This window comes from Pseudomonas sp. lyk4-R2A-10 (genome assembly GCF_030209075.1).
GTDB lineage: Bacteria > Pseudomonadota > Gammaproteobacteria > Pseudomonadales > Pseudomonadaceae > Aquipseudomonas > Aquipseudomonas glycinae.
In genome coordinates this window covers 128604-145657 of record NZ_JARVSR010000003.1, presented here as the reverse complement: position 1 = coordinate 145657, position 17054 = coordinate 128604, and the positions used below count along the sequence as shown (strand labels likewise).

21 protein-coding genes and 4 tRNA genes are annotated in these 17054 nt (G+C 59.0%); 16 read left to right on the top strand and 9 right to left on the bottom strand.

What is annotated here, in order from left to right:
* Positions 1-17 precede the first annotated feature (17 nt).
* Entirely contained in the window at positions 18-1079 is a 1062-nt protein-coding gene (locus QRN46_RS06665; RefSeq protein WP_201820037.1) for an AI-2E family transporter, read from the top strand.
* Here the strand turns inward: QRN46_RS06665 and QRN46_RS06660 are convergent.
* From QRN46_RS06660 to QRN46_RS06650, 3 genes are all read right to left on the bottom strand, one after another.
* Complete coding sequence (locus QRN46_RS06660) at positions 1076-1258, bottom strand: hypothetical protein (protein WP_064380832.1); 183 nt, start codon at positions 1256-1258, stop codon at positions 1076-1078. The two genes, QRN46_RS06665 and QRN46_RS06660, sit on opposite strands and share 4 nt — an antisense overlap.
* Positions 1259-1360: 102 nt before the next feature.
* Positions 1361-1555 carry a hypothetical protein gene (locus tag QRN46_RS06655; protein ID WP_007951579.1) on the bottom strand — a complete coding sequence of 65 codons (195 nt, stop codon included), beginning with the start codon at positions 1553-1555 and terminating at the stop codon, positions 1361-1363.
* A 258-nt stretch (positions 1556-1813) separates the two neighbouring features.
* Positions 1814-2164, bottom strand: coding sequence for a hypothetical protein (locus tag QRN46_RS06650; RefSeq protein WP_007951578.1), 351 nt, complete (start codon positions 2162-2164; stop codon positions 1814-1816).
* A 254-nt stretch (positions 2165-2418) separates the two neighbouring features.
* On the opposite strand from QRN46_RS06650, the gene QRN46_RS06645 reads away from it, so the two are divergent.
* Both QRN46_RS06645 and QRN46_RS06640 read left to right on the top strand, forming a co-directional pair.
* A complete protein-coding gene (locus QRN46_RS06645) occupies positions 2419-3237 on the top strand; it encodes a shikimate 5-dehydrogenase (protein WP_201820039.1) in 819 nt (272 codons plus the stop codon).
* 97 nt (positions 3238-3334) lie between these two features.
* The gene (locus QRN46_RS06640; RefSeq protein ID WP_221614358.1) at positions 3335-3853 is read left to right on the top strand and encodes a cupin domain-containing protein; all 519 of its coding nucleotides are present in this window, start codon (positions 3335-3337) and stop codon (positions 3851-3853) included.
* A gap of 17 nt (positions 3854-3870) precedes the next feature.
* On the opposite strand, the gene QRN46_RS06635 is transcribed toward QRN46_RS06640, so the two are convergent.
* Complete coding sequence (locus tag QRN46_RS06635; protein WP_285354416.1) at positions 3871-4521, bottom strand: YceH family protein; 651 nt, start codon at positions 4519-4521, stop codon at positions 3871-3873.
* 126 nt (positions 4522-4647) lie between these two features.
* On the opposite strand from QRN46_RS06635, the gene QRN46_RS06630 reads away from it, so the two are divergent.
* Positions 4648-5157, top strand: coding sequence for a DUF1993 domain-containing protein (locus tag QRN46_RS06630; protein ID WP_285354415.1), 510 nt, complete (start codon positions 4648-4650; stop codon positions 5155-5157).
* Between the two features lie 65 nt (positions 5158-5222).
* Here QRN46_RS06630 and sstT read toward each other — a convergent pair whose 3' ends face one another.
* Positions 5223-6455: a serine/threonine transporter SstT gene (gene sstT, locus QRN46_RS06625; protein ID WP_064384078.1), complete on the bottom strand. Its 1233-nt coding sequence runs from the start codon at positions 6453-6455 to the stop codon at positions 5223-5225.
* A 338-nt stretch (positions 6456-6793) separates the two neighbouring features.
* Here sstT and QRN46_RS06620 point away from each other — a divergent pair, with 338 nt between their 5' ends.
* Positions 6794-7954 carry an MFS transporter gene (locus tag QRN46_RS06620; RefSeq protein ID WP_007951570.1) on the top strand — a complete coding sequence of 387 codons (1161 nt, stop codon included), beginning with the start codon at positions 6794-6796 and terminating at the stop codon, positions 7952-7954.
* Here QRN46_RS06620 and nhaR read toward each other — a convergent pair.
* On the bottom strand, positions 7951-8850 hold the full coding sequence (gene nhaR / locus QRN46_RS06615; RefSeq protein WP_007951569.1) for a transcriptional activator NhaR: 900 nt from the start codon (positions 8848-8850) through the stop codon (positions 7951-7953). The two genes, QRN46_RS06620 and nhaR, sit on opposite strands and share 4 nt — an antisense overlap.
* A 146-nt stretch (positions 8851-8996) precedes the next feature.
* Between nhaR and QRN46_RS06610 the strand changes: the two genes are divergently transcribed.
* Both QRN46_RS06610 and QRN46_RS06605 read left to right on the top strand, forming a co-directional pair.
* Positions 8997-9236 carry a hypothetical protein gene (locus QRN46_RS06610; RefSeq protein WP_039767627.1) on the top strand — a complete coding sequence of 80 codons (240 nt, stop codon included), beginning with the start codon at positions 8997-8999 and terminating at the stop codon, positions 9234-9236.
* A 29-nt stretch (positions 9237-9265) separates the two neighbouring features.
* On the top strand, positions 9266-10015 hold the full coding sequence (locus QRN46_RS06605; protein WP_285354414.1) for a TerC family protein: 750 nt from the start codon (positions 9266-9268) through the stop codon (positions 10013-10015).
* A gap of 74 nt (positions 10016-10089) precedes the next feature.
* On the opposite strand, the gene QRN46_RS06600 is transcribed toward QRN46_RS06605, so the two are convergent.
* Entirely contained in the window at positions 10090-10245 is a 156-nt protein-coding gene (locus tag QRN46_RS06600) for a hypothetical protein (protein WP_285354462.1), read from the bottom strand.
* Positions 10246-10488: 243 nt separating this feature from the next.
* On the opposite strand from QRN46_RS06600, the gene QRN46_RS06595 reads away from it, so the two are divergent.
* The 3 genes from QRN46_RS06595 to QRN46_RS06585 all read left to right on the top strand — a co-directional run bounded on the left by QRN46_RS06595 (position 10489) and on the right by QRN46_RS06585 (position 11680).
* Positions 10489-11160 (top strand): peptidase C39 family protein, encoded by a 672-nt coding sequence (locus tag QRN46_RS06595; protein ID WP_285354413.1) that lies wholly within the window; start codon positions 10489-10491, stop codon positions 11158-11160.
* A 94-nt stretch (positions 11161-11254) separates the two neighbouring features.
* Positions 11255-11461: a DUF6021 family protein gene (locus QRN46_RS06590; protein WP_041475356.1), complete on the top strand. Its 207-nt coding sequence runs from the start codon at positions 11255-11257 to the stop codon at positions 11459-11461.
* Between the two features lie 12 nt (positions 11462-11473).
* Positions 11474-11680 (top strand): hypothetical protein, encoded by a 207-nt coding sequence (locus tag QRN46_RS06585; protein WP_011335040.1) that lies wholly within the window; start codon positions 11474-11476, stop codon positions 11678-11680.
* 54 nt (positions 11681-11734) lie between these two features.
* Here the strand turns inward: QRN46_RS06585 and pbpG are convergent, their stop codons facing one another.
* Both pbpG and folD read right to left on the bottom strand, forming a co-directional pair.
* Positions 11735-12673 (bottom strand): D-alanyl-D-alanine endopeptidase, encoded by a 939-nt coding sequence (gene pbpG / locus QRN46_RS06580; protein ID WP_011335039.1) that lies wholly within the window; start codon positions 12671-12673, stop codon positions 11735-11737.
* A 229-nt stretch (positions 12674-12902) separates the two neighbouring features.
* Entirely contained in the window at positions 12903-13757 is an 855-nt protein-coding gene (gene folD / locus QRN46_RS06575) for a bifunctional methylenetetrahydrofolate dehydrogenase/methenyltetrahydrofolate cyclohydrolase FolD (RefSeq protein WP_011335038.1), read from the bottom strand.
* Positions 13758-14031: 274 nt separating this feature from the next.
* Here folD and QRN46_RS06570 point away from each other — a divergent pair.
* The 6 genes from QRN46_RS06570 (at position 14032) to clpP (ending at position 16950) form a co-directional block, all read left to right on the top strand.
* Positions 14032-14108 (top strand) — tRNA-Arg (locus QRN46_RS06570).
* Positions 14109-14140: 32 nt separating this feature from the next.
* A tRNA-His gene (locus QRN46_RS06565) sits at positions 14141-14216 on the top strand.
* Between the two features lie 58 nt (positions 14217-14274).
* A tRNA-Leu gene (locus tag QRN46_RS06560) sits at positions 14275-14359 on the top strand.
* A gap of 76 nt (positions 14360-14435) precedes the next feature.
* Positions 14436-14511: transfer RNA gene (locus QRN46_RS06555), tRNA-His, on the top strand.
* 400 nt (positions 14512-14911) lie between these two features.
* Positions 14912-16222, top strand: a complete 1311-nt coding sequence (gene tig, locus QRN46_RS06550) for a trigger factor (RefSeq protein ID WP_011335037.1) — start codon at positions 14912-14914, stop codon at positions 16220-16222.
* A gap of 92 nt (positions 16223-16314) precedes the next feature.
* Positions 16315-16950, top strand: a complete 636-nt coding sequence (gene clpP / locus QRN46_RS06545) for an ATP-dependent Clp endopeptidase proteolytic subunit ClpP (protein ID WP_007951559.1) — start codon at positions 16315-16317, stop codon at positions 16948-16950.
* Positions 16951-17054: the final 104 nt, after the last annotated feature.

Sequence of the window (17054 nt, the reverse complement as noted above, 5' to 3'; positions counted from 1 at the left end):
ACTGACCTGGACCGGACATGAACCAAAAGAGTCTGCAATTCAAATCCCTCACCGTGCTGTTGTTTCTGGTGACGGTCGCCTTTATCTGGATCCTGCTGCCGTTCTACGGCGCGGTTTTCTGGGCGGTGATCCTCGGCATCCTGTTCGCACCGATGCAGCGCCAGTTGCAACTGAAATTCGGCTGGCAACGCAATCTCACATCCCTTTGTACCTTGAGCATCTGCCTGGTGATCGCGATCTTGCCGGTGATCGTCCTCAGTGTGCTGCTGGTGCAGGAAGGGGCGACGCTCTACGACAATATCGAAAGCGGCAAGCTCGATATCGGCGCCTATCTGGCGCAGTTCAAGCACAGCCTGCCGCCTTACTTTCAGCACCTGCTCGACCGCTTCGGCATGGGCGAGCTCAATGCCTTGCGCGAGAAGATCGTCAAGGCCGCCATGCAGGGCAGTCAGGTGCTGGCAAGCCAGGCGTTCAGTTTCGGCCAGGGCACGTTCGAATTCGTGGTGAGTTTTTTCATCATGTTGTACCTGTTGTTTTTCTTCCTGCGCGACGGCGCCGAACTGGCGCGCAAGGTGCGCACAGCGATACCGCTGGAGGAGCATCACAAGCGTCGCTTGCAGTTGAAATTCAATCGCGTGGTACGCGCCACGGTGAAGGGCAATCTGCTGGTGGCGATCACTCAAGGTGCGCTGGGCGGGGCGATTTTCTGGTTTCTCGACATTCCCAGCGCGTTGCTCTGGGCGGTTCTGATGGCGTTTCTGTCGTTGCTACCGGCGGTGGGCGCCGGGATTGTCTGGGTGCCGGTCGCCATTTACTTCCTGCTCAGCGGGATGATCTGGCAGGGCGTGGTGCTGGGATTGTTCGGGGTATTCGTCATCGGTCTGGTGGACAACCTGCTGCGCCCGATCCTGGTGGGCAAAGACACCCGGATGCCGGACTACATGATCCTGATCTCGACCCTGGGCGGGCTGGCGGTGTTCGGCCTCAACGGTTTCGTGATCGGGCCGCTGATCGCGGCGCTGTTCATGTCGAGTTGGGCGCTGTTCATCGAAAGCAAGCCGAAAGTGCAGCTGCCTTAAGCCTTGAACGGGCCGTTGAGCAGTTGCTGCGACAGCGCCTGCGCCGCTGGCAGGGATGTGAGCGGGCCGCTGACCGGCTCGCCGTCGCGCACCAGATACCAGCAGGCGAGCAGGCCCAGTTCTCTGAGCGAGGCGGGTACGGCGCTGCCGATAACGGACATGATTTGAACCTGAGCCATGAAAAGTACCTCCATCAATCGATGGGGCTACCTTAGGCAATTGGCCGTTTCAGGGACAATCAACGCTTTCGATAGTGGTCATTGACGCCAGTGAGGACTGGCTCAATCCACCACTTGATCGAGCATGTGCACGATTTCGTGTTCGTTGAGAAAACCCTTGCGCACCAGGTTTTCCGCCAGCAGCGAGAGAAATTTCGCGGTGCGGTGGCCTTCCAGGTGCTTGAGTTCGGTCAGGGCGTTGTAGACCTTGCTCGAGGTGCATAAGCCGACGATGCGGTGCGGATTCTGTGTTGGCATTCAAGTCGTCCTTGTTGTTATCAACCTGTTGTATGCGGACGGATTCAGAGTGCGGTTCCGTCATGACAAATAGATGACCGTTTGTGTTTTGCCCCCGACGGTCGAGTCCATCATGCCGACTTTAACGGTTCAAACTGTCCCCACAGCGACCTTGGCGAGATTTTTTCAGACCTTGGCCGACGGACGGTTGGCTTTTCCGCCGGCAGTAATATGCGCGCAAGAAAAAGCCCCGCTATCAAGCGGGGCTTCGTGTACCGGTTACCAGCGCGGGCCACCGTAGTAGTGTGGCCGACCGTAATAACCGCGCGGCGGGCCGTAATACACCGGGGCCGGTTGGACGTAGACCGGTTGCTGCACATAGACCGGGGCCGGCTGATAGTAGACCGGTGGCGGCGGTTGCTGCACATAGACCGGAGCCGGTTGAGCGTAAACAGGCTGTTGGACGTACACCGGCCGATCCTGGTTGATGAGCGCCGAGCCGATGATGGCCGAGCCGACGATCGCACCAAATACCGCCGGGCCCTGCCAGCCACCGCCGTGGGCTTCTGCCTGACCCGTGATCGCGAATGCACCAATCAACAAGGCCACGATGGGGAGTTTACGAATCATGATAATTCCTCGGTTCTTCGACCCGGCGTCCGGACCTGCAACAGGCCCGGAATGGCGCGGGGATACTTCTAAGACAGCAACATTTTGAAAAACAGCACGGCCGCTGGGTAAATTTTGTGTAAGGTCTGTACCGGTTTGTTTACCGGACTTCTGCCATCGGCTGTGATGCCCGGAACAGACCGCCTTATGATCGTTCAGAACCCGATGGCCTGGCTAATCCCGTCCATCCGAAAGTGCATTCGAAGGAGCCTCCCATGCAGATGAACCCCAACAAAGACACCCAATTGTGCATGTCCCTGTCTGGGCGTCCCGGGAATTTCGGTCTGCGTTTTCATAACCATTTGTATGAACAACTGGGCCTGAATTTCTACTACAAGGCATTCAGCAGCCAGGACCTGCCCGGTGCGGTCGGCGGGATCCGCGCACTGGGGATTCGCGGTTGCGGCGTGTCGATGCCGTTCAAGGAAGCCAGCATTGCGCTGGTCGATGAGCTGGATGCGTCGGCGGCAGCGATTCAGTCGATCAACACCATCGTCAACACCAACGGCCATCTCAAGGCCTACAACACCGATTACATTGCCATCGCCCAGTTGCTGGAAACCCACGCGGTGCCCAAGGACACGACTTTCGCCCTGCGCGGCAGCGGCGGTATGGCCAAGGCGGTGGCGAGTGCCTTGCGCGATGGCGGTTACAAAAACGGTTTGATCGTCGCCCGCAACGAGCGCGCCGGCCGTGCGCTGGCGGATTCTTTGGGTTATCGCTGGCAGGCAGAACTGGGTGACGAGCGCCCGCGGATGCTGATCAACGTCACGCCGGTGGGGATGGACGGTGGCCCGGAAGCAGGGCAGCTTTCCTTTGACGTGGATGTGATCAAGTCTGCCGACACCGTGTTCGATGTGGTGGCGATCCCCTCGGAAACCCCGCTGATCGTGCGCGGTCGTGCCGAAGGCAAAAAAGTGATCACCGGGCTGGAAGTGATCGCGATCCAGGCGCTGGAGCAGTTCGTGCTGTACACCGGCGTGCGGCCGACGGTCGAGCAGTTCGATGCGGCGGTGGCGTTCGCCCGCAGTTGATAGCGCCTGAACAACGGTGAATCCGCCCGGATTTGCCGTTGCCTATACTGCCGGATCAGCAAGCACAGACTTGCCCTTCACAAAAGCCGAGGTTTGCATGCATCCGCCCATTCTCAACCTGAATGACGTCGAACTCGAACCGCTTCCCGAATCATTGGCCCCCGAGGGTGAAACCGCCGGGCGCTATCGGCAGCGCCTGGCCCGGGTCGGCCAGCAATTGGGCGCGCAGAAGCTCGGTTATCGGCTGTATGCGCTGCCACCGGGCATGCGCGGCAGCCCGTTTCACAGTCATCGGGTCAATGAGGAAATGTTCTACGTGGTGGCCGGGGAAGGGGAAGTGCGCCTGGGTGCCGAACGTTTCCCGATCCGCGCCGGCGACGTGATCGCCTGCCCACCGGGCGGCCCGGAAGCAGCGCATCAGATCATCAACACCAGTGCTGCGGAACTGCGCTATCTGGCGGTCAGCACCCAGCAGCAACCGGAAATCTGCGAGTACCCGGACTCGAACAAATACGCGGTGATGGACAACTTCAATGTCGATGCCGAAGGCATTGCCTCGGGATTCGTCGCGGTGGCGCGGCAGTCGGACGGGGTGGATTACTGGGACGGCGAATAACGCCGCCCCCGGTGTGCTTATTCCTCGAGGCGGGCCAGACGCTCTTCCAGTGCCGCAATCCGCGCTTCCAGCTCTTCGATACGCTCCACTGACACGCCGCTGGCCGTGCCGCGATCGCTCGGGTTCTGCCGCGCCGCGATAATCGCCTCGATGTCCGCCGGATCGCCCAGCGCGTGGGTGTAGCGATCTTCGCGCTGGCCGGCCTGACGCGGAATCAACACCGCCAGCTCCCGTGCGATCAGGCGCTCCAGCTGATGCACCACTTGTTCGGCGTCTTCGAATTCATGCATGCGACCGCTGCGGGTCAGCAGTTCGTTGGCGGTCTGCGGGCCGCGCAAGAACATCAACCCGGTCAGAATCAATTGCGCCGGTACCAGTTCCAGCGCCTTGTCGACCTTGTGCTCCCAGCGGTCGGCGCGACTGCCCATCACCAGTTTGGCGAAACCACGGCTTTCGAGGGCGCGCAGGCTCTGGCCGACCTGGCCCTGAGTCAGGTTCATCACTGGCTCCCGGCTGGTTTTCTGGTTGCAGGCCAGCACCAGTGCGTTGAGGGTCAACGGGTAGGTTTCCGGGCTGGTAGCCTGCTTCTCGATCAATGAGCCCAGAATGCGGATTTCCGTGGCGTTGAGCCGTGGTTCGTCGGGGCGGGTTTCAAATTCTGTGGTCATCGCGCGTTCCCTCTGCAGTCGAAGGCGCCTAGCCTAATCCTTGCTGGATAAAAGACAAGCCGCGCCGCCATGCGAGCATGGCTATAATCGCCCCCACGATTCACCCAGCCACCACGTGAGACTGCCATGACCATTTCCCTGTACGCCGCATCCGTCCCGGTTTTCCAACAAATGCTCAACGCCGTGAGCGATGTGCTGAAAAAGGCTGAAGCCCACGCCACCGAGAAAAACATCGACCCGAACGCCTTCCTGCAAGCGCGTCTGTACCCGGACATGTTTCCGCTGGTGCGTCAAGTGCAGATCGCCGTGGACTTCGCCAAGGGCGTGTCCTCGCGTCTGGCCGAAATCGAAATCCCGAAATATGACGACACCGAAACCACCTTCGCCGAGCTGCAAGCGCTGATCGCCAAGGTTCTGGCCTTCATCGGCGAGATCAAGCCAGAGCAGATCAATGGCAAGGAAGGCATCGAGATCGTGACTCGCCCGGGCACCCCGAAAGAGAAGCGCTTCAGCGGCCAGGCTTACCTGTTGAGCTACGGCTTGCCGCAGTTCTTCTTCCACGTCACCACCACCTACGCCCTGCTGCGTCACAACGGTGTGGAAGTGGGCAAGCGCGATTACATGGGCACGTTTTAAAACGTTCTGCAACAAAAAGCCCGCCAAGGTTTGCGCCTTGGCGGGCTTTTTGTTGCGCCGGGTTTTTACGCCGGACGCTGGGCTTTCTGCTCTTCGCCCAGGCACGCGGCGGCGGTGAACAGCACGTCGGTGGAGGAGTTCAGCGCCGTCTCGGCCGAATCCTGCAGCACGCCGATGATGAAGCCGACTGCCACCACCTGCATGGCGATTTCGCTCGGGATGCCAAACAGGCTGCAGGCCAGCGGAATCAGCAGCAGCGAGCCACCGGCCACGCCCGAGGCGCCGCAGGCACAGATCGCGGCGACGACGCTGAGCAGGATTGCGGTCGGGATGTCCACCGCAATGCCCAGGGTGTGCACGGCGGCGAGGGTCAGCACGGTGATGGTGATTGCCGCACCCGCCATGTTGATGGTGGCGCCGAGCGGGATCGATACCGAGTAGGTGTCTTCATGCAGGCCCAGACGCTTGCTCAATTCCAGGTTGACCGGAATGTTCGCCGCCGAGCTGCGGGTGAAGAACGCGGTGATGCCGCTTTCGCGCAGGCACTGAAGTGTCAGTGGATAAGGGTTGCGACGCAGCTTCCAGAACACGATCAGCGGATTCATCACCAGCGCCACGAACAGCATGCAGCCGAGCAGCACTGCCAGCAGATGCGCATAACCGATCAATGCACCAAATCCGGAGGTGGCCAGGGTCGATGCCACCAGGCCGAAAATACCCAGCGGCGCAAAACGGATCACGACCCGGACAATCACTGTCACGCCGTTGGACAGATCACCCAGCACTTCGCGGGTAGTGTCACCGGCGTGCCTAATCGCCACGCCCATGCCGATGGCCCAGGCCAGAATGCCGATGAAGTTGGCGTTCATCAGCGCGCTCACCGGGTTGTCGACCACGCTCAGCAACAGGCTCTGCAGCACTTCACTGATGCCGCCCGGCGCGCTTACGGCGATGTTGTCGGTGGACAGCACCAGATGCGACGGGAACATCATGCTGGCAATCACCGCGACCACGGCGGCGGCGAAGGTGCCCAGCAGATACAGGAACAGAATCGGCCGGATGTGGGTTTCCTGGCCGTGCTTGTGGTTGGCGATCGAGGCCATGACCAGTACGAACACCAGGATCGGCGCCACGGCTTTCAGGGCCGAGACGAACACCTTGCCGATGAAGGCCGTGCCTTTGGCCGCTTCCGGCGCGAACAGCGCGAGGGCGATGCCGGCAATCAGGCCGATAAGGATCTGGGTGACCAGGCTGAGGCTTTTGAGGCGTTGCAATAGAGAAGGGGATGAAGCGGTCATGAACGGCATCTCTGTTTTTTTATAGGGTGCAAGGTTGCGCAATCCGGGCGTTGAATCGGGGGCAGGCCACAGACACGAACCGAAAGGACTGACGCGCCAACCACGCCGTTAAACGGGTGGCTGAACAGGGTGTACTTTTTGCAGGGCGCGGACTTTATCACAGGGTCATCCGATTCCTTCAGGCCTGTGACGATCTGCCACCGGATCCATCTACAAGTTAGACAGGTTTGTGCAAGTCACTCGGGAAACACTCTGTTAAGATTGCGCATCCTTATTTTCAAGTTCTGCCAGCGGGCCCTCGGGTCAACGCTGGTGTCGTCGTTTTGCTGGAGTTCCTCATGCTGTTGCCCATCCTTCTGTTGTCTGCCGCCGGGTTCACGGTGCTGACCACGGAGTTCGTCATTGTCGGCCTGCTGCCGGCGATTGCTCGCGACCTGGCTGTCACCATCCCGCAGGCCGGGTTGCTGGTGACTCTATTCGCTTTCACCGTGGCGATGTTCGGTCCTTTCTTGACCGCGTATTTCGCCCGCTTCGAGCGCCGCAAGCTGTTCATCACCATCCTGATCATGTTCGGCCTGGCCAATACCGTGGCCGCGTTGGCGCCTAACATCTGGGTCATGGCCATCGCCCGGCTGATCCCGGCGCTGGGTTTGCCGGTGTTCTGGGCGCTGGCCAGCGAAACGGCGGTGGACATTGTCGGCCCGGACTTCGCCGGTCGCGCGATCGCCAAGATCGGCTTCGGCATTGTCTGCGCCACCGTGTTCGGAATTCCGGTTGGTACGCTGATTTCCGATGCGTTCGGCTGGCGCAGCGCGTTCGCCATTCTGGCGGTGATCGCGTTCGCCAAGGCGCTGCTGCTGTTTGTCTACCTGCCGAAAACCAGCCTGCACCAGCATCAGGTCAGTTTCGCTTCGCAGTTCAAGATCCTGCGCAGCCCGCTGATGCTCGGTCATGTGCTGCTGTCGATCCTGGTGTTCAGCGGTATGTTCACTGCCTACACCTATCTGGCGGACATCCTTGAACGTCTGGCCGGCTTCAATGGCACCGTGGTCGGCTGGTGTCTGATGGGCTTTGGCGCGGTCGGTCTGATCGGCAACTCGCTGGGTGGTCGCGCGGTGGATCGTCATCCGCTGATGGCGTCGGTGATGTTCTGCGCGTTCATGATCCCGGGGATGGTGGCGCTGGTGCCGAACATCAATTCGTCGCTGGGTCTGGCGGCGGCGATGGGCATCTGGGGCGTGACCCAGGCGGCGCTGTTTCTGGTCAGTCACGTGCGCTTGATGAAAGCCGCACCGGAAGCGCCAGCCTTTGCCGCGTCGCTGAACATTGCCGGGGCCAACCTCGGGATTGGTTTGGGCGCGATCATTGGCGGTCGAGTGATCGACAGCGCCGGTCTGGGCTTTGTGGGCTTCGCCGCCGCCGGGTTCATTCTGCTGTCGATTTTCCTCGCCATGGTGCTGATGGTGCTCAAGCCGCGCGACGTCTGCGCGCCGGCTTAAAAGGCTGTAAACAGCTCGCGTCGGGCACCTTCGGTAATCGCTTTGATGCCGGGGTGCTTGACCTTGCGTTCCACCGAGATCGCGTAGAACGACTCGCTCACCGCATCGGTCTGGCCGATCAACTCGACGCCGTACTGGCGTTTCACCTCATCGGCAATCACGCTCGGGCCGATGAAAATCCCGCTGCCGGACTGGCCGAACGCCTGCATCAGGGCACTGTCATCGAACTCCCCGACAATCCTCGGCTGAATCTGCTGCTCGGCGAACCAGCGCTGTAAACGACTGCGCACCACGGTTTCCGCGCCGGGGATCAACAGCGGCGCACCGTGGAGGCTGCGCGGGAAATCCTGACCGTATTGCGCCGCCAGTTCTGCGGTGGCGAAAAAGCTGATCCCGCATTCCCCGAGTTTCTGGCTGTAGCCCTTGATGTCCAGGTGCGAGGGCATCGGGCTGTCGGAGATCACCAGGTCCAGGCGCTGGATTGCCAGGTCCGCCAGTAACCGCTCGAGTTTGTCTTCGCGGCAGGTGATACGCAGTGGCTCGCTCAATTCCATGGTCGGCGCGATCAGGCGATAGACGATGGATTTGGGCACCACGTCCGCCACGCCGACCCGGAACAGGATCTGCTGTTCATTGGGCTGGGCGCGCAGCATCAACTCCAGTTCGCCGCCGAGCTGGAACATCTGCTCGGCGTAGGGCAGGGCCTGGCGCCCGGCCTCGGTGAGCTCTAATTGCCGGCCGACTCGCTGAAACAGCTCGATGCCGTAGGTCTGTTCGAGCAGGGAAATCTGCCCGCTGATGGTCTGCGGCGTCAGGTTCAGTTGCTCGCAGGCGCGCACGATGCTGCCGGTCTTGGCCACCACCCAGAAATAGTGCAGTTGTCGGTAATTGAGCATGGGGTTCGGTCCGTCAAATACAGTTCGTATAAATCGAAGTATAGCCGCTAAAAATACGAATTTTCCTGAAGTGTTTGTCTCCCTAGAATGCCCAGCCATCGACGGCCGGTCTGTACGGCGCTGTCTGTTCTATCGAGGGAAGCATCATGAAACTAAAAACTACGGCGTTATTGATCGCGTCTTTACTGGTACTGGCCGGTTGCGATCAGGCCGAAAAGAGCGCCCAGCAACTGATGGGGCAGGCGGCTGAAGCGGCCAAGCAAGCCATCGATGACACGCACAAAGCCGCCGAGCAGGCGCTCAGCGATGCCACCGGCAATCTGATCAGCAAGAAAGAACCGAAAGACGACGAAGAAAAATCCGAATCGTCCTCCCAGGAAATCTAAACCGTCTTACACAGAGTCAGGACTGACCCATGGAATATCTGTTAGAACTCGCTTCCAGCCCGACCGCCTGGATTGCCTTGGCCACATTGGTGGTGATGGAGATCGTACTCGGTATCGATAACCTGATCTTCATCTCGATCCTGACCAACAAGCTGCCCGAGCAGTACCGGCAGAAAGCCCGTCGTCTGGGGATCGGCATGGCGCTGATCATGCGTCTGGCCTTGTTGAGCACCATCGCGTTCATCGTTCAGTTGACCGCGCCGGTCATCGAAATCCTCGGCCAGGCGTTTTCCTGGAAGGACATGATCCTGATTGCCGGTGGCCTGTTCCTGGTGTGGAAAGCGACGACCGAAATCCATCACAGCATGGATCCGGCGCCGGAAGATCCGAAGACCGCCACGTCGACGGTGACCCTGGGCTTCGCTGCCGCCATCGGGCAGATCCTGATGCTGGACATGGTGTTCTCGATCGACAGCATCATTACCGCGGTCGGCATGACCGAACACTTGCCGATCATGGTGATTGCAGTGGTTGTCTCGGTGCTGGTGATGCTGTTTGCAGCTGATCCGCTGGCCAAGTTCATCAATGACAACCCGACGGTGGTGATGCTGGCTCTGGGCTTCCTGATCATGATCGGCATGACGCTGATCGCCGAAGGCTTCGGCGCCCACGTACCGAAAGGTTATGTGTATGCCGCCATGGCGTTCTCGGCTTCTATTGAGGTGCTGAACATGATGTCGCGCCGCGCCAAACAGAAGAAACTGACTGCCGAAGCGTAATCGCTGGAAAACCAAAGGCCGCCTGAACTCGCGAGAGTCCAGGCGGCCTTTTTGTTTGTGTCGGTTACAGAACGTCAGTGCGCGGTGGCGTGGCGGGCGTCGTGTTTCTCGATCTTTCTGGTCAGTGCAGGTTGTACCGGGTGGTGATGGCGGCGGGAAATACGCAGCACGCCCCACAGCATGGCGGCGGCAACGGCCAGCCAGCCGGCAATCAGCATTACGATGGTCATGGTCAGGCTCATCTGTGCCTCCTCTTTGCCCTGCGTCGGGCTAACGCTCTTTGGCTCTTCTCTGAGTGACAGTCTAGTCGCTGGTGTGTTTCAGGCTATTGACCAAAGGTCGGTGGTGATCAATCAGTTCGCTCTATGCAGCTCTGGCATCTGCCGCTTTGGGCTATACCGCAACGTTGCGCCGTCCTATGATCCTCGACCAAGCCGGAACACGATGACCGGCAACTGATCAAGAGAGTGACGATGGTGCAGCTATTTTCCTGGATTCGCGCGGCGCTGCTGGTGGCCGGTTGCGTGACAGCATTGGTGGGGTGTGCGGGCAGTGTGGCGCCGGAGGTCAAGCGCCTGCCGGAGCGGGTCGAGCTCAGCGGCACGTTCTATCGCGGTGAGGCCTATCAAAGCGGGCCACAGGTACTGGCCAGCCTGCTGTCGCAGCAGGGCATTGTGATTACGCCGGGTTTGCTGGAAAAGCCGCTGCATTTGCCGGGCGCCGAGGACAAGTTGCAACAGAATCTGCAGAGCCTGGCGCGTGAATATGGCATGGTCGTGTATCCGCTGGACAGCAATCTGCCGGCGCTGCTGACTCAGGTGGCGGCCGGGTATCCGGTGATGGTGCGTTTCAGTGAGGGCTCGGCGTTTTGGGCGGAGCCGCGTTACGCGATCCTGTCCGGCTATGATCGCTTGAAGCAGAAGGTGCTGCTGCGAGCCGGGATGAATCGCCGTGAATTGATGAGCTTCAGCTCGTTTGAGTCGGCCCTGGAAAAATCCGGCGGCTGGGCGGTGTTGATTCAGAAGCCGACGCAGATTCCGGTGGCGGTCGATCAACAGCGCTGGCTCAAGGCTGCCGACGCACTGGCGCAAGCCGGGCAGGAGCGGGAAGCGGCGCAGGCGAGGAAGGCGCTGGCGGCGCATTGAGGTTCCGTTCGTCGCTTGTCGGGCACCCTGGCGGGGGACGCGCTTCTGAACTGTAGCGTCCCGTGTTTTACGGGCCTGGTATCAGGAGATGAACATGGCAATTCCAACTTCACCCAGTGGGCCGCATTCTTCAGAACATGGCAGTGGCGACGACCTGGGTTTCGATCCGGACTCGCCTGATCTGGACGATCCGCAAGTCGATCCCATTGGCCCGGCAAAGGCGCCGAAGGATGTGCAGCCAGGCGATGATCCCAAGCGTCCGGCCAAGCCTTATGATCCCTTGGCTGATCTCAAGCCTTGAAGCGAGGTGCGTATGAGTACCGATTCGAGTTTCGACGACCACAAGCCTGACAGTGTGCCCACTACCCCCGAGCCGGATGTCGATCCGGTGCTGGATCCGGACAGCCCCCTGCGCGATCCGCTTGCGCGTCCAGCGGTGGTAACGCCAGAACATGCGCGCGACCCGAGTGCCGGTGACGGTATTCCCGATGACGACAAGATGCCGTTGCCCAACGACTGAGTGCATAAAACGAAAAAGCCCCGATGAGTCGGGGCTTTTTCATGGGTGGGCGATTTACTTGGAGGCTTCGATTACGCCGCTCTGGCGACTCTTGAGGTTCTTGTCGGCTTTGTATTGCTGAGCCACCGCTGGAACGTTGGCGCTCTTGCCGGTTTCCACCCAGCTGCGGATGCGGCTGGCATCGGCGAAATGGGTGTATTTGCCGAACGCATCGAGAATCACCAGGGCGACCGGACGGTTGGCCATGCGGGTCACCAGCACCAGGCAATGACCGGCAGGGTTGGTGAAACCGGTCTTGGTGATGCGGATATCCCAGTCAGCCTTGTTGACCAGGTGATCGGTGTTACGGAAACCCAGGGTGTAATTGGGTTTGCGGAACGAGACGGTCTTTTCCTTGGTGGTGGTCAGCTCAATAAGCAATGGTTGTTTGTGCGCGGCCACCAGCAACTTGCTCAGGTCGCGGGCGGTGGAGACGTTGCGCTCGGACAGGCCGGTGGGTTCCACAAAGTGCGTGCTGGTCATGCCCAGCGCCTTGGCCTTGGCATTCATCGCTGCGATGAATGCCGCGTAACCGCCGGGATAGTGGTGGGCCAGGCTGGCGGCGGCGCGGTTTTCCGAGGACATCAGGGCAATCAGCAGCATCTCCCGGCGGGGCAGTTCGCTTCGCAGTTTGACGCGGGAAAACACGCCTTTCATTTCCGGGGTGTGACTGATGTCGACGTCAATCCATTCGTCCATGTTCTGATGCGCTTCGACCACTACCAACCCGGTCATCAATTTGCTCACGGAGGCGATGGGCACCACCACGTCCGGGTTGCTGGAATAGATGACTTTGTTGGTCTGCAGATCCATCAGCAGGGCGCTGCCGGAGGCAATCTTCAGTTGCGAAGCATCTCGAGGGGCAGCGGTAGTTTCGGCGGCGTTGACCGTTGGCGTGAGGAGCGTGCCTGAAAATGCAAAAACCAGGCTCAGGATGGACAGACGAATATTCACGCGGGCGAACTCATGAAGGTTGGAAATGCCGTTCGTTGTAACGGGCTGTGTCGTAAAAACGACGCATTGTAGGAGTATGGTTGAAGAACTGTCGATGGTTGTCCGCAAGGCATGAAAAAGTCGTGAAAAGCCCTGTAAAAATAGGGGTTTCCGGCGAACGGTAAAGGTTTTTTCGAGGTCATGAAAAACCCCGCACAAGGCGGGGTTCTCGGCGTACGGAAAACGCGACTCAGGCGTGCAGGGTTTCTGCCGCGTAGAGGGTGTTTTCCAGCAGGCAGGCACGGGTCATCGGACCGACGCCACCCGGCACCGGAGTGATCCAGCCGGCGCGGGGCAGGGCGGTTTCGTACACGACGTCACCGACCAGTTTGCCGTCTTCCTGTCGGTTGATGCCGACGTCGATCACGATCGCGCCTTCCTTGATCCATTCGCCCTTGACCAGGCCCGGCTTGCCGGCGGCCACGACCACCAGGTCGGCACGACCGACATGGCCGGCCAGATCCTTGGTGAAGCGGTGGGTGACGGTCACGGTGCAACCGGCCAGCAACAGTTCCATCGCCATCGGGCGACCGACGATGTTGGACGCGCCGACGACCACGGCGTCCATCCCGTACAGATCGGCACCCGTGCTTTCCAGCAGGGTCATGATGCCCTTCGGGGTGCACGGGCGCAGCAATGGAATGCGCTGGGCCAGACGGCCTACGTTATAAGGATGGAAACCGTCGACGTCCTTGTCCGGGCGGATGCGTTCCAGCAGTTTGGAAGCGTCCAGGTGCTCTGGCAGAGGAAGTTGAAGCAGAACGCCGTCGATTGCCGGGTCGTCGTTCAGTCGATCGATCAGATCGGTCAGCGCTTCTTGAGTGGTTTCGGAAGGCAGGTCGTACGCTTGAGAGAGGAAGCCGACCTCTTCACAGTCTTTACGCTTGTGCGAGACATAAACCTGAGAGGCAGGATCGCTGCCGACCAGGATCACCGCGAGGCCTGGCGTGCGCAGACCTTGCTGGCGACGTTCGGCAACCCGTTGGGCGATCTGCTGGCGCAGGCTGGCGGCGATCGATTTGCCGTCGATTAGTTGTGCAGTCATTGCGCGTGATTAACCATCGAGAGGGGAAAAAAAGAGAACGCATTCTCGCATGTCAAACGGTGAGGGCAAAGGCGCTTGGTCAGCAAATTCCCCTAAGCCCTTTAATTAAATGAATTTTTTTTAAAAAGGATTTGACGACCCTCGGGTCGCTCTATACTATTCGTCGCACTTGTCGGGCACAGCCTAGCACTGGTTAAGAAGGTCGAGCGAAATCAACGTTTTGCGAGACTGGAAAGCACTTAGTTTGTAGTCCTCCAAGGGTACAGCTAACAAGGCGCCCGTAGCTCAGCTGGATAGAGCATCCGCCTTCTAAGCGGATGGTCGCAGGTTCGAGTCCTGCCGGGTGCGCCATTAGGCAGCATTGGCACAAGTAACGCGATATGGTGGGCGTAGCTCAGTTGGTAGAGCACGGGATTGTGACTCCCGTTGTCGTGGGTTCGATCCCCATCGTCCACCCCATATTTCGAAAGGCGCCAGATGTAACAGTCTGGCGCCTTTGCTTTAAAAAGCTTCATCCGCGGATGTGGTGGAATTGGTAGACACACTGGATTTAGGTTCCAGCGCCGCGAGGCGTAAGAGTTCGAGTCTCTTCATCCGCACCAATCAAAGCTTCATTCATGCCGTTGGCCGGGTGAGGTTCTACAAAGAAGTTGTTTAGCTTCTTTGGCACGCAATATGGTGGGCGTAGCTCAGTTGGTAGAGCACGGGATTGTGACTCCCGTTGTCGTGGGTTCGATCCCCATCGTCCACCCCATATTCCGAAAGGCGCCAGATTTAACAGTCTGGCGCCTTTTTTGTTTTACGGTTTCGGATTTTGGCGGCTGCAGGTTTCGGGTCGCAGGGCAGGGCGCTTCGTCGTATTAATGTTTCTCGATGATGCTGCGCTGCCCGTCGGCCTTGCTTGCGAGGTCGGCTGTCAGGGAGATGATTCAACCGCCTCTATATATAGAAGAGGTTGGCGCAGAGCCCTGGCTTGAATTGGCTTTATTTGCTAACAGGGCGAGGCGCAACTGTTTGTCCCCGCCTTCAAATGGCCTGCTGTTTTTTTACCCGTTTTCAGTAGGGTGACTTCTTGAGTTTGACCTACTAGAATGCTTGCCCTTGATTCTTGGGTCGGAAACGGCCGGCTAACGTCTGTGCAACGAGGAATATCCATGCAAGTTTCTGTTGAAAATACTACTGCTCTTGAGCGCCGCATGAGCATCACCGTGCCGGCTGAGCGCATCGAGACTCAGGTCAACAAGCGTCTGCAGCAGACTGCCCAAAAGGCCAAGATTGCTGGCTTCCGTCCAGGCAAAGTGCCAATGAGCGAAATCAAGCGCCGTTTCGGTGCTGATGCGCGCCAGGAAGCGATCGGCGACGTGATCCAGTCCTCCTTCTACGAAGCTGTGGTTGAGCAGAAGCTGAACCCGGCCGGTTCGCCATCGATCGAGCCTAAGTCGCTCGAAGCTGGCAAGGACCTGGAATACGTAGCCGTATTCGAAGTGTTCCCTGAGTTCACCGTTGCCGGCTTCGAAGGCATCACCGTCGAGCGTCTGAGCGCTGACGTGGCTGACGCCGATCTGGACAAGATGCTGGACATCCTGCGCAAGCAGAACACCCGTTTCGAAGTGGCCGATCGCGCTGCCCAGAACGAAGACCAGCTGAATATCGATTTCGTTGGCAAGGTTGATGGCGAAGTATTCGCTGGCGGTTCCGCCAAGGGCACTCAGCTGGTGCTGGGTTCCGGCCGCATGATCCCAGGCTTCGAAGAAGGCCTGGTCGGCGCTAAAGCCGGCGAAGAGCGCGTTCTGAACCTGACCTTCCCAGAGGACTATCAGAACCTGGACCTGGCTGGCAAAACCGCCGAGTTCACCGTGACTGTAAACACCGTTTCCGAGCCAAAACTGCCTGAGCTGAACGAAGAGTTCTTCGCTCAATTCGGCATCAAGGAAAGCGGCATCGACGGTTTCCGCACCGAAGTTCGCAAGAACATGGAGCGTGAACTGCGTCAGGCGATCAAATCCAAGGTCAAGAATCAGGTAATGGACGGTCTGCTGGCCACCAACCCGATCGAAGTGCCGAAGGCTCTGCTGTCCAACGAAGTTGACCGTCTGCGCGTGCAGGCTGTTCAGCAGTTCGGTGGCAACATCAAGCCTGACCAACTGCCGGCCGAGCTGTTCGAAGAGCAAGCCAAGCGTCGCGTTGTCCTGGGTCTGATCGTGGCTGAAGTGGTCAAGCAGTTCGACCTGAAGCCAGACGAAGCCCGCGTTCGCGAAATGATTCAGGAAATGGCTTCGGCTTACCAAGAGCCTGAGCAGGTCGTGTCCTGGTACTACAAGAACGAGCAGCAACTGAACGAAGTTCGTTCGGTTGTGCTGGAAGAACAAGTTGTGGATACTGTTCTGCAGAAAGCTAGCGTGACCGACAAATCGGTCTCTTACGAAGAAGCGGTCAAGCCGGTAGAAGCTCCAAAAGCCGACTGATTGTTTTTGCGTTAGAAGCACACACCATAAGCCAGCCTTCGAGCTGGCTTATGCGTATTCAAGACATGACTATTTGGGAGTGACTGCAGAGCATGTTCCGTAATTCCTATATTCAGCAGAACTCTGATATCCAGGCCGCCGGCGGCCTGGTCCCGATGGTTGTCGAGCAATCTGCTCGTGGCGAGCGCGCCTATGACATCTACTCGCGTCTTCTTAAGGAACGAGTGATCTTTCTGGTGGGTCCTGTAGAGGACTACATGGCCAACCTGATTTGCGCGCAATTGCTGTTCCTTGAAGCGGAAAACCCGGACAAGGACATCCATCTTTATATCAACTCCCCGGGCGGTTCGGTGACAGCGGGCATGTCGATCTACGACACCATGCAGTTCATCAAGCCAAACGTATCAACTACCTGTATCGGTCAGGCGTGCAGCATGGGCGCGTTCCTGCTGACGGCCGGTGCACCTGGCAAGCGTTTCTGCCTGCCGAACTCGCGCGTGATGATTCACCAGCCGCTGGGCGGTTTCCAGGGGCAGGCGTCGGACATCGAAATCCATGCCAAGGAAATCCTCTTCATCCGCGAGCGTCTCAACACGCTGATGGCCAAGCACAGCGGCCGTACGCTTGAAGAAATCGAGCGCGACACCAACCGCGACAACTTCATGAGTGCAGAAGCTGCGAAGGAATACGGTCTGATCGACGAAGTGATCAACCAGCGCCCAGCTTAAAATAAGCAACTCAAAATAGGCTTGGTCGGCGCGTCTGATCAGCGGCGGGCTTGAAAAAGCCCGCAATAGCCTTCATCTTGTGTTGCAAGCCTATCGGATTTGGA

Excerpts from the sequence above, each read along its gene's own strand:
- QRN46_RS06665 (WP_201820037.1), top strand. The coding sequence starts at position 18 with ATGAACCAAAAGAGTCTGCAATTCAAATCCCTCACCGTGCTGTTGTTT.
- QRN46_RS06655 (WP_007951579.1), bottom strand. The coding sequence starts at position 1,555 with ATGCCAACACAGAATCCGCACCGCATCGTCGGCTTATGCACCTCGAGC.
- folD (WP_011335038.1), bottom strand. The coding sequence starts at position 13,757 with ATGACTGCACAACTAATCGACGGCAAATCGATCGCCGCCAGCCTGCGC.
- QRN46_RS06585 (WP_011335040.1), top strand. The coding sequence starts at position 11,474 with ATGAGTACCGATTCGAGTTTCGACGACCACAAGCCTGACAGTGTGCCC.
- QRN46_RS06610 (WP_039767627.1), top strand. The coding sequence starts at position 8,997 with ATGAAACTAAAAACTACGGCGTTATTGATCGCGTCTTTACTGGTACTG.
- QRN46_RS06630 (WP_285354415.1), top strand. The coding sequence starts at position 4,648 with ATGACCATTTCCCTGTACGCCGCATCCGTCCCGGTTTTCCAACAAATG.
- sstT (WP_064384078.1), bottom strand. The coding sequence starts at position 6,455 with ATGACCGCTTCATCCCCTTCTCTATTGCAACGCCTCAAAAGCCTCAGC.
- QRN46_RS06620 (WP_007951570.1), top strand. The coding sequence starts at position 6,794 with ATGCTGTTGCCCATCCTTCTGTTGTCTGCCGCCGGGTTCACGGTGCTG.
- QRN46_RS06645 (WP_201820039.1), top strand. The coding sequence starts at position 2,419 with ATGCAGATGAACCCCAACAAAGACACCCAATTGTGCATGTCCCTGTCT.
- nhaR (WP_007951569.1), bottom strand. The coding sequence starts at position 8,850 with ATGCTCAATTACCGACAACTGCACTATTTCTGGGTGGTGGCCAAGACC.
- tig (WP_011335037.1), top strand. The coding sequence starts at position 14,912 with ATGCAAGTTTCTGTTGAAAATACTACTGCTCTTGAGCGCCGCATGAGC.
- QRN46_RS06595 (WP_285354413.1), top strand. The coding sequence starts at position 10,489 with ATGGTGCAGCTATTTTCCTGGATTCGCGCGGCGCTGCTGGTGGCCGGT.
- QRN46_RS06635 (WP_285354416.1), bottom strand. The coding sequence starts at position 4,521 with ATGACCACAGAATTTGAAACCCGCCCCGACGAACCACGGCTCAACGCC.
- QRN46_RS06605 (WP_285354414.1), top strand. The coding sequence starts at position 9,266 with ATGGAATATCTGTTAGAACTCGCTTCCAGCCCGACCGCCTGGATTGCC.
- QRN46_RS06660 (WP_064380832.1), bottom strand. The coding sequence starts at position 1,258 with ATGGCTCAGGTTCAAATCATGTCCGTTATCGGCAGCGCCGTACCCGCC.
- clpP (WP_007951559.1), top strand. The coding sequence starts at position 16,315 with ATGTTCCGTAATTCCTATATTCAGCAGAACTCTGATATCCAGGCCGCC.
- QRN46_RS06650 (WP_007951578.1), bottom strand. The coding sequence starts at position 2,164 with ATGATTCGTAAACTCCCCATCGTGGCCTTGTTGATTGGTGCATTCGCG.
- QRN46_RS06590 (WP_041475356.1), top strand. The coding sequence starts at position 11,255 with ATGGCAATTCCAACTTCACCCAGTGGGCCGCATTCTTCAGAACATGGC.
- QRN46_RS06600 (WP_285354462.1), bottom strand. The coding sequence starts at position 10,245 with ATGACCATCGTAATGCTGATTGCCGGCTGGCTGGCCGTTGCCGCCGCC.
- QRN46_RS06640 (WP_221614358.1), top strand. The coding sequence starts at position 3,335 with ATGCATCCGCCCATTCTCAACCTGAATGACGTCGAACTCGAACCGCTT.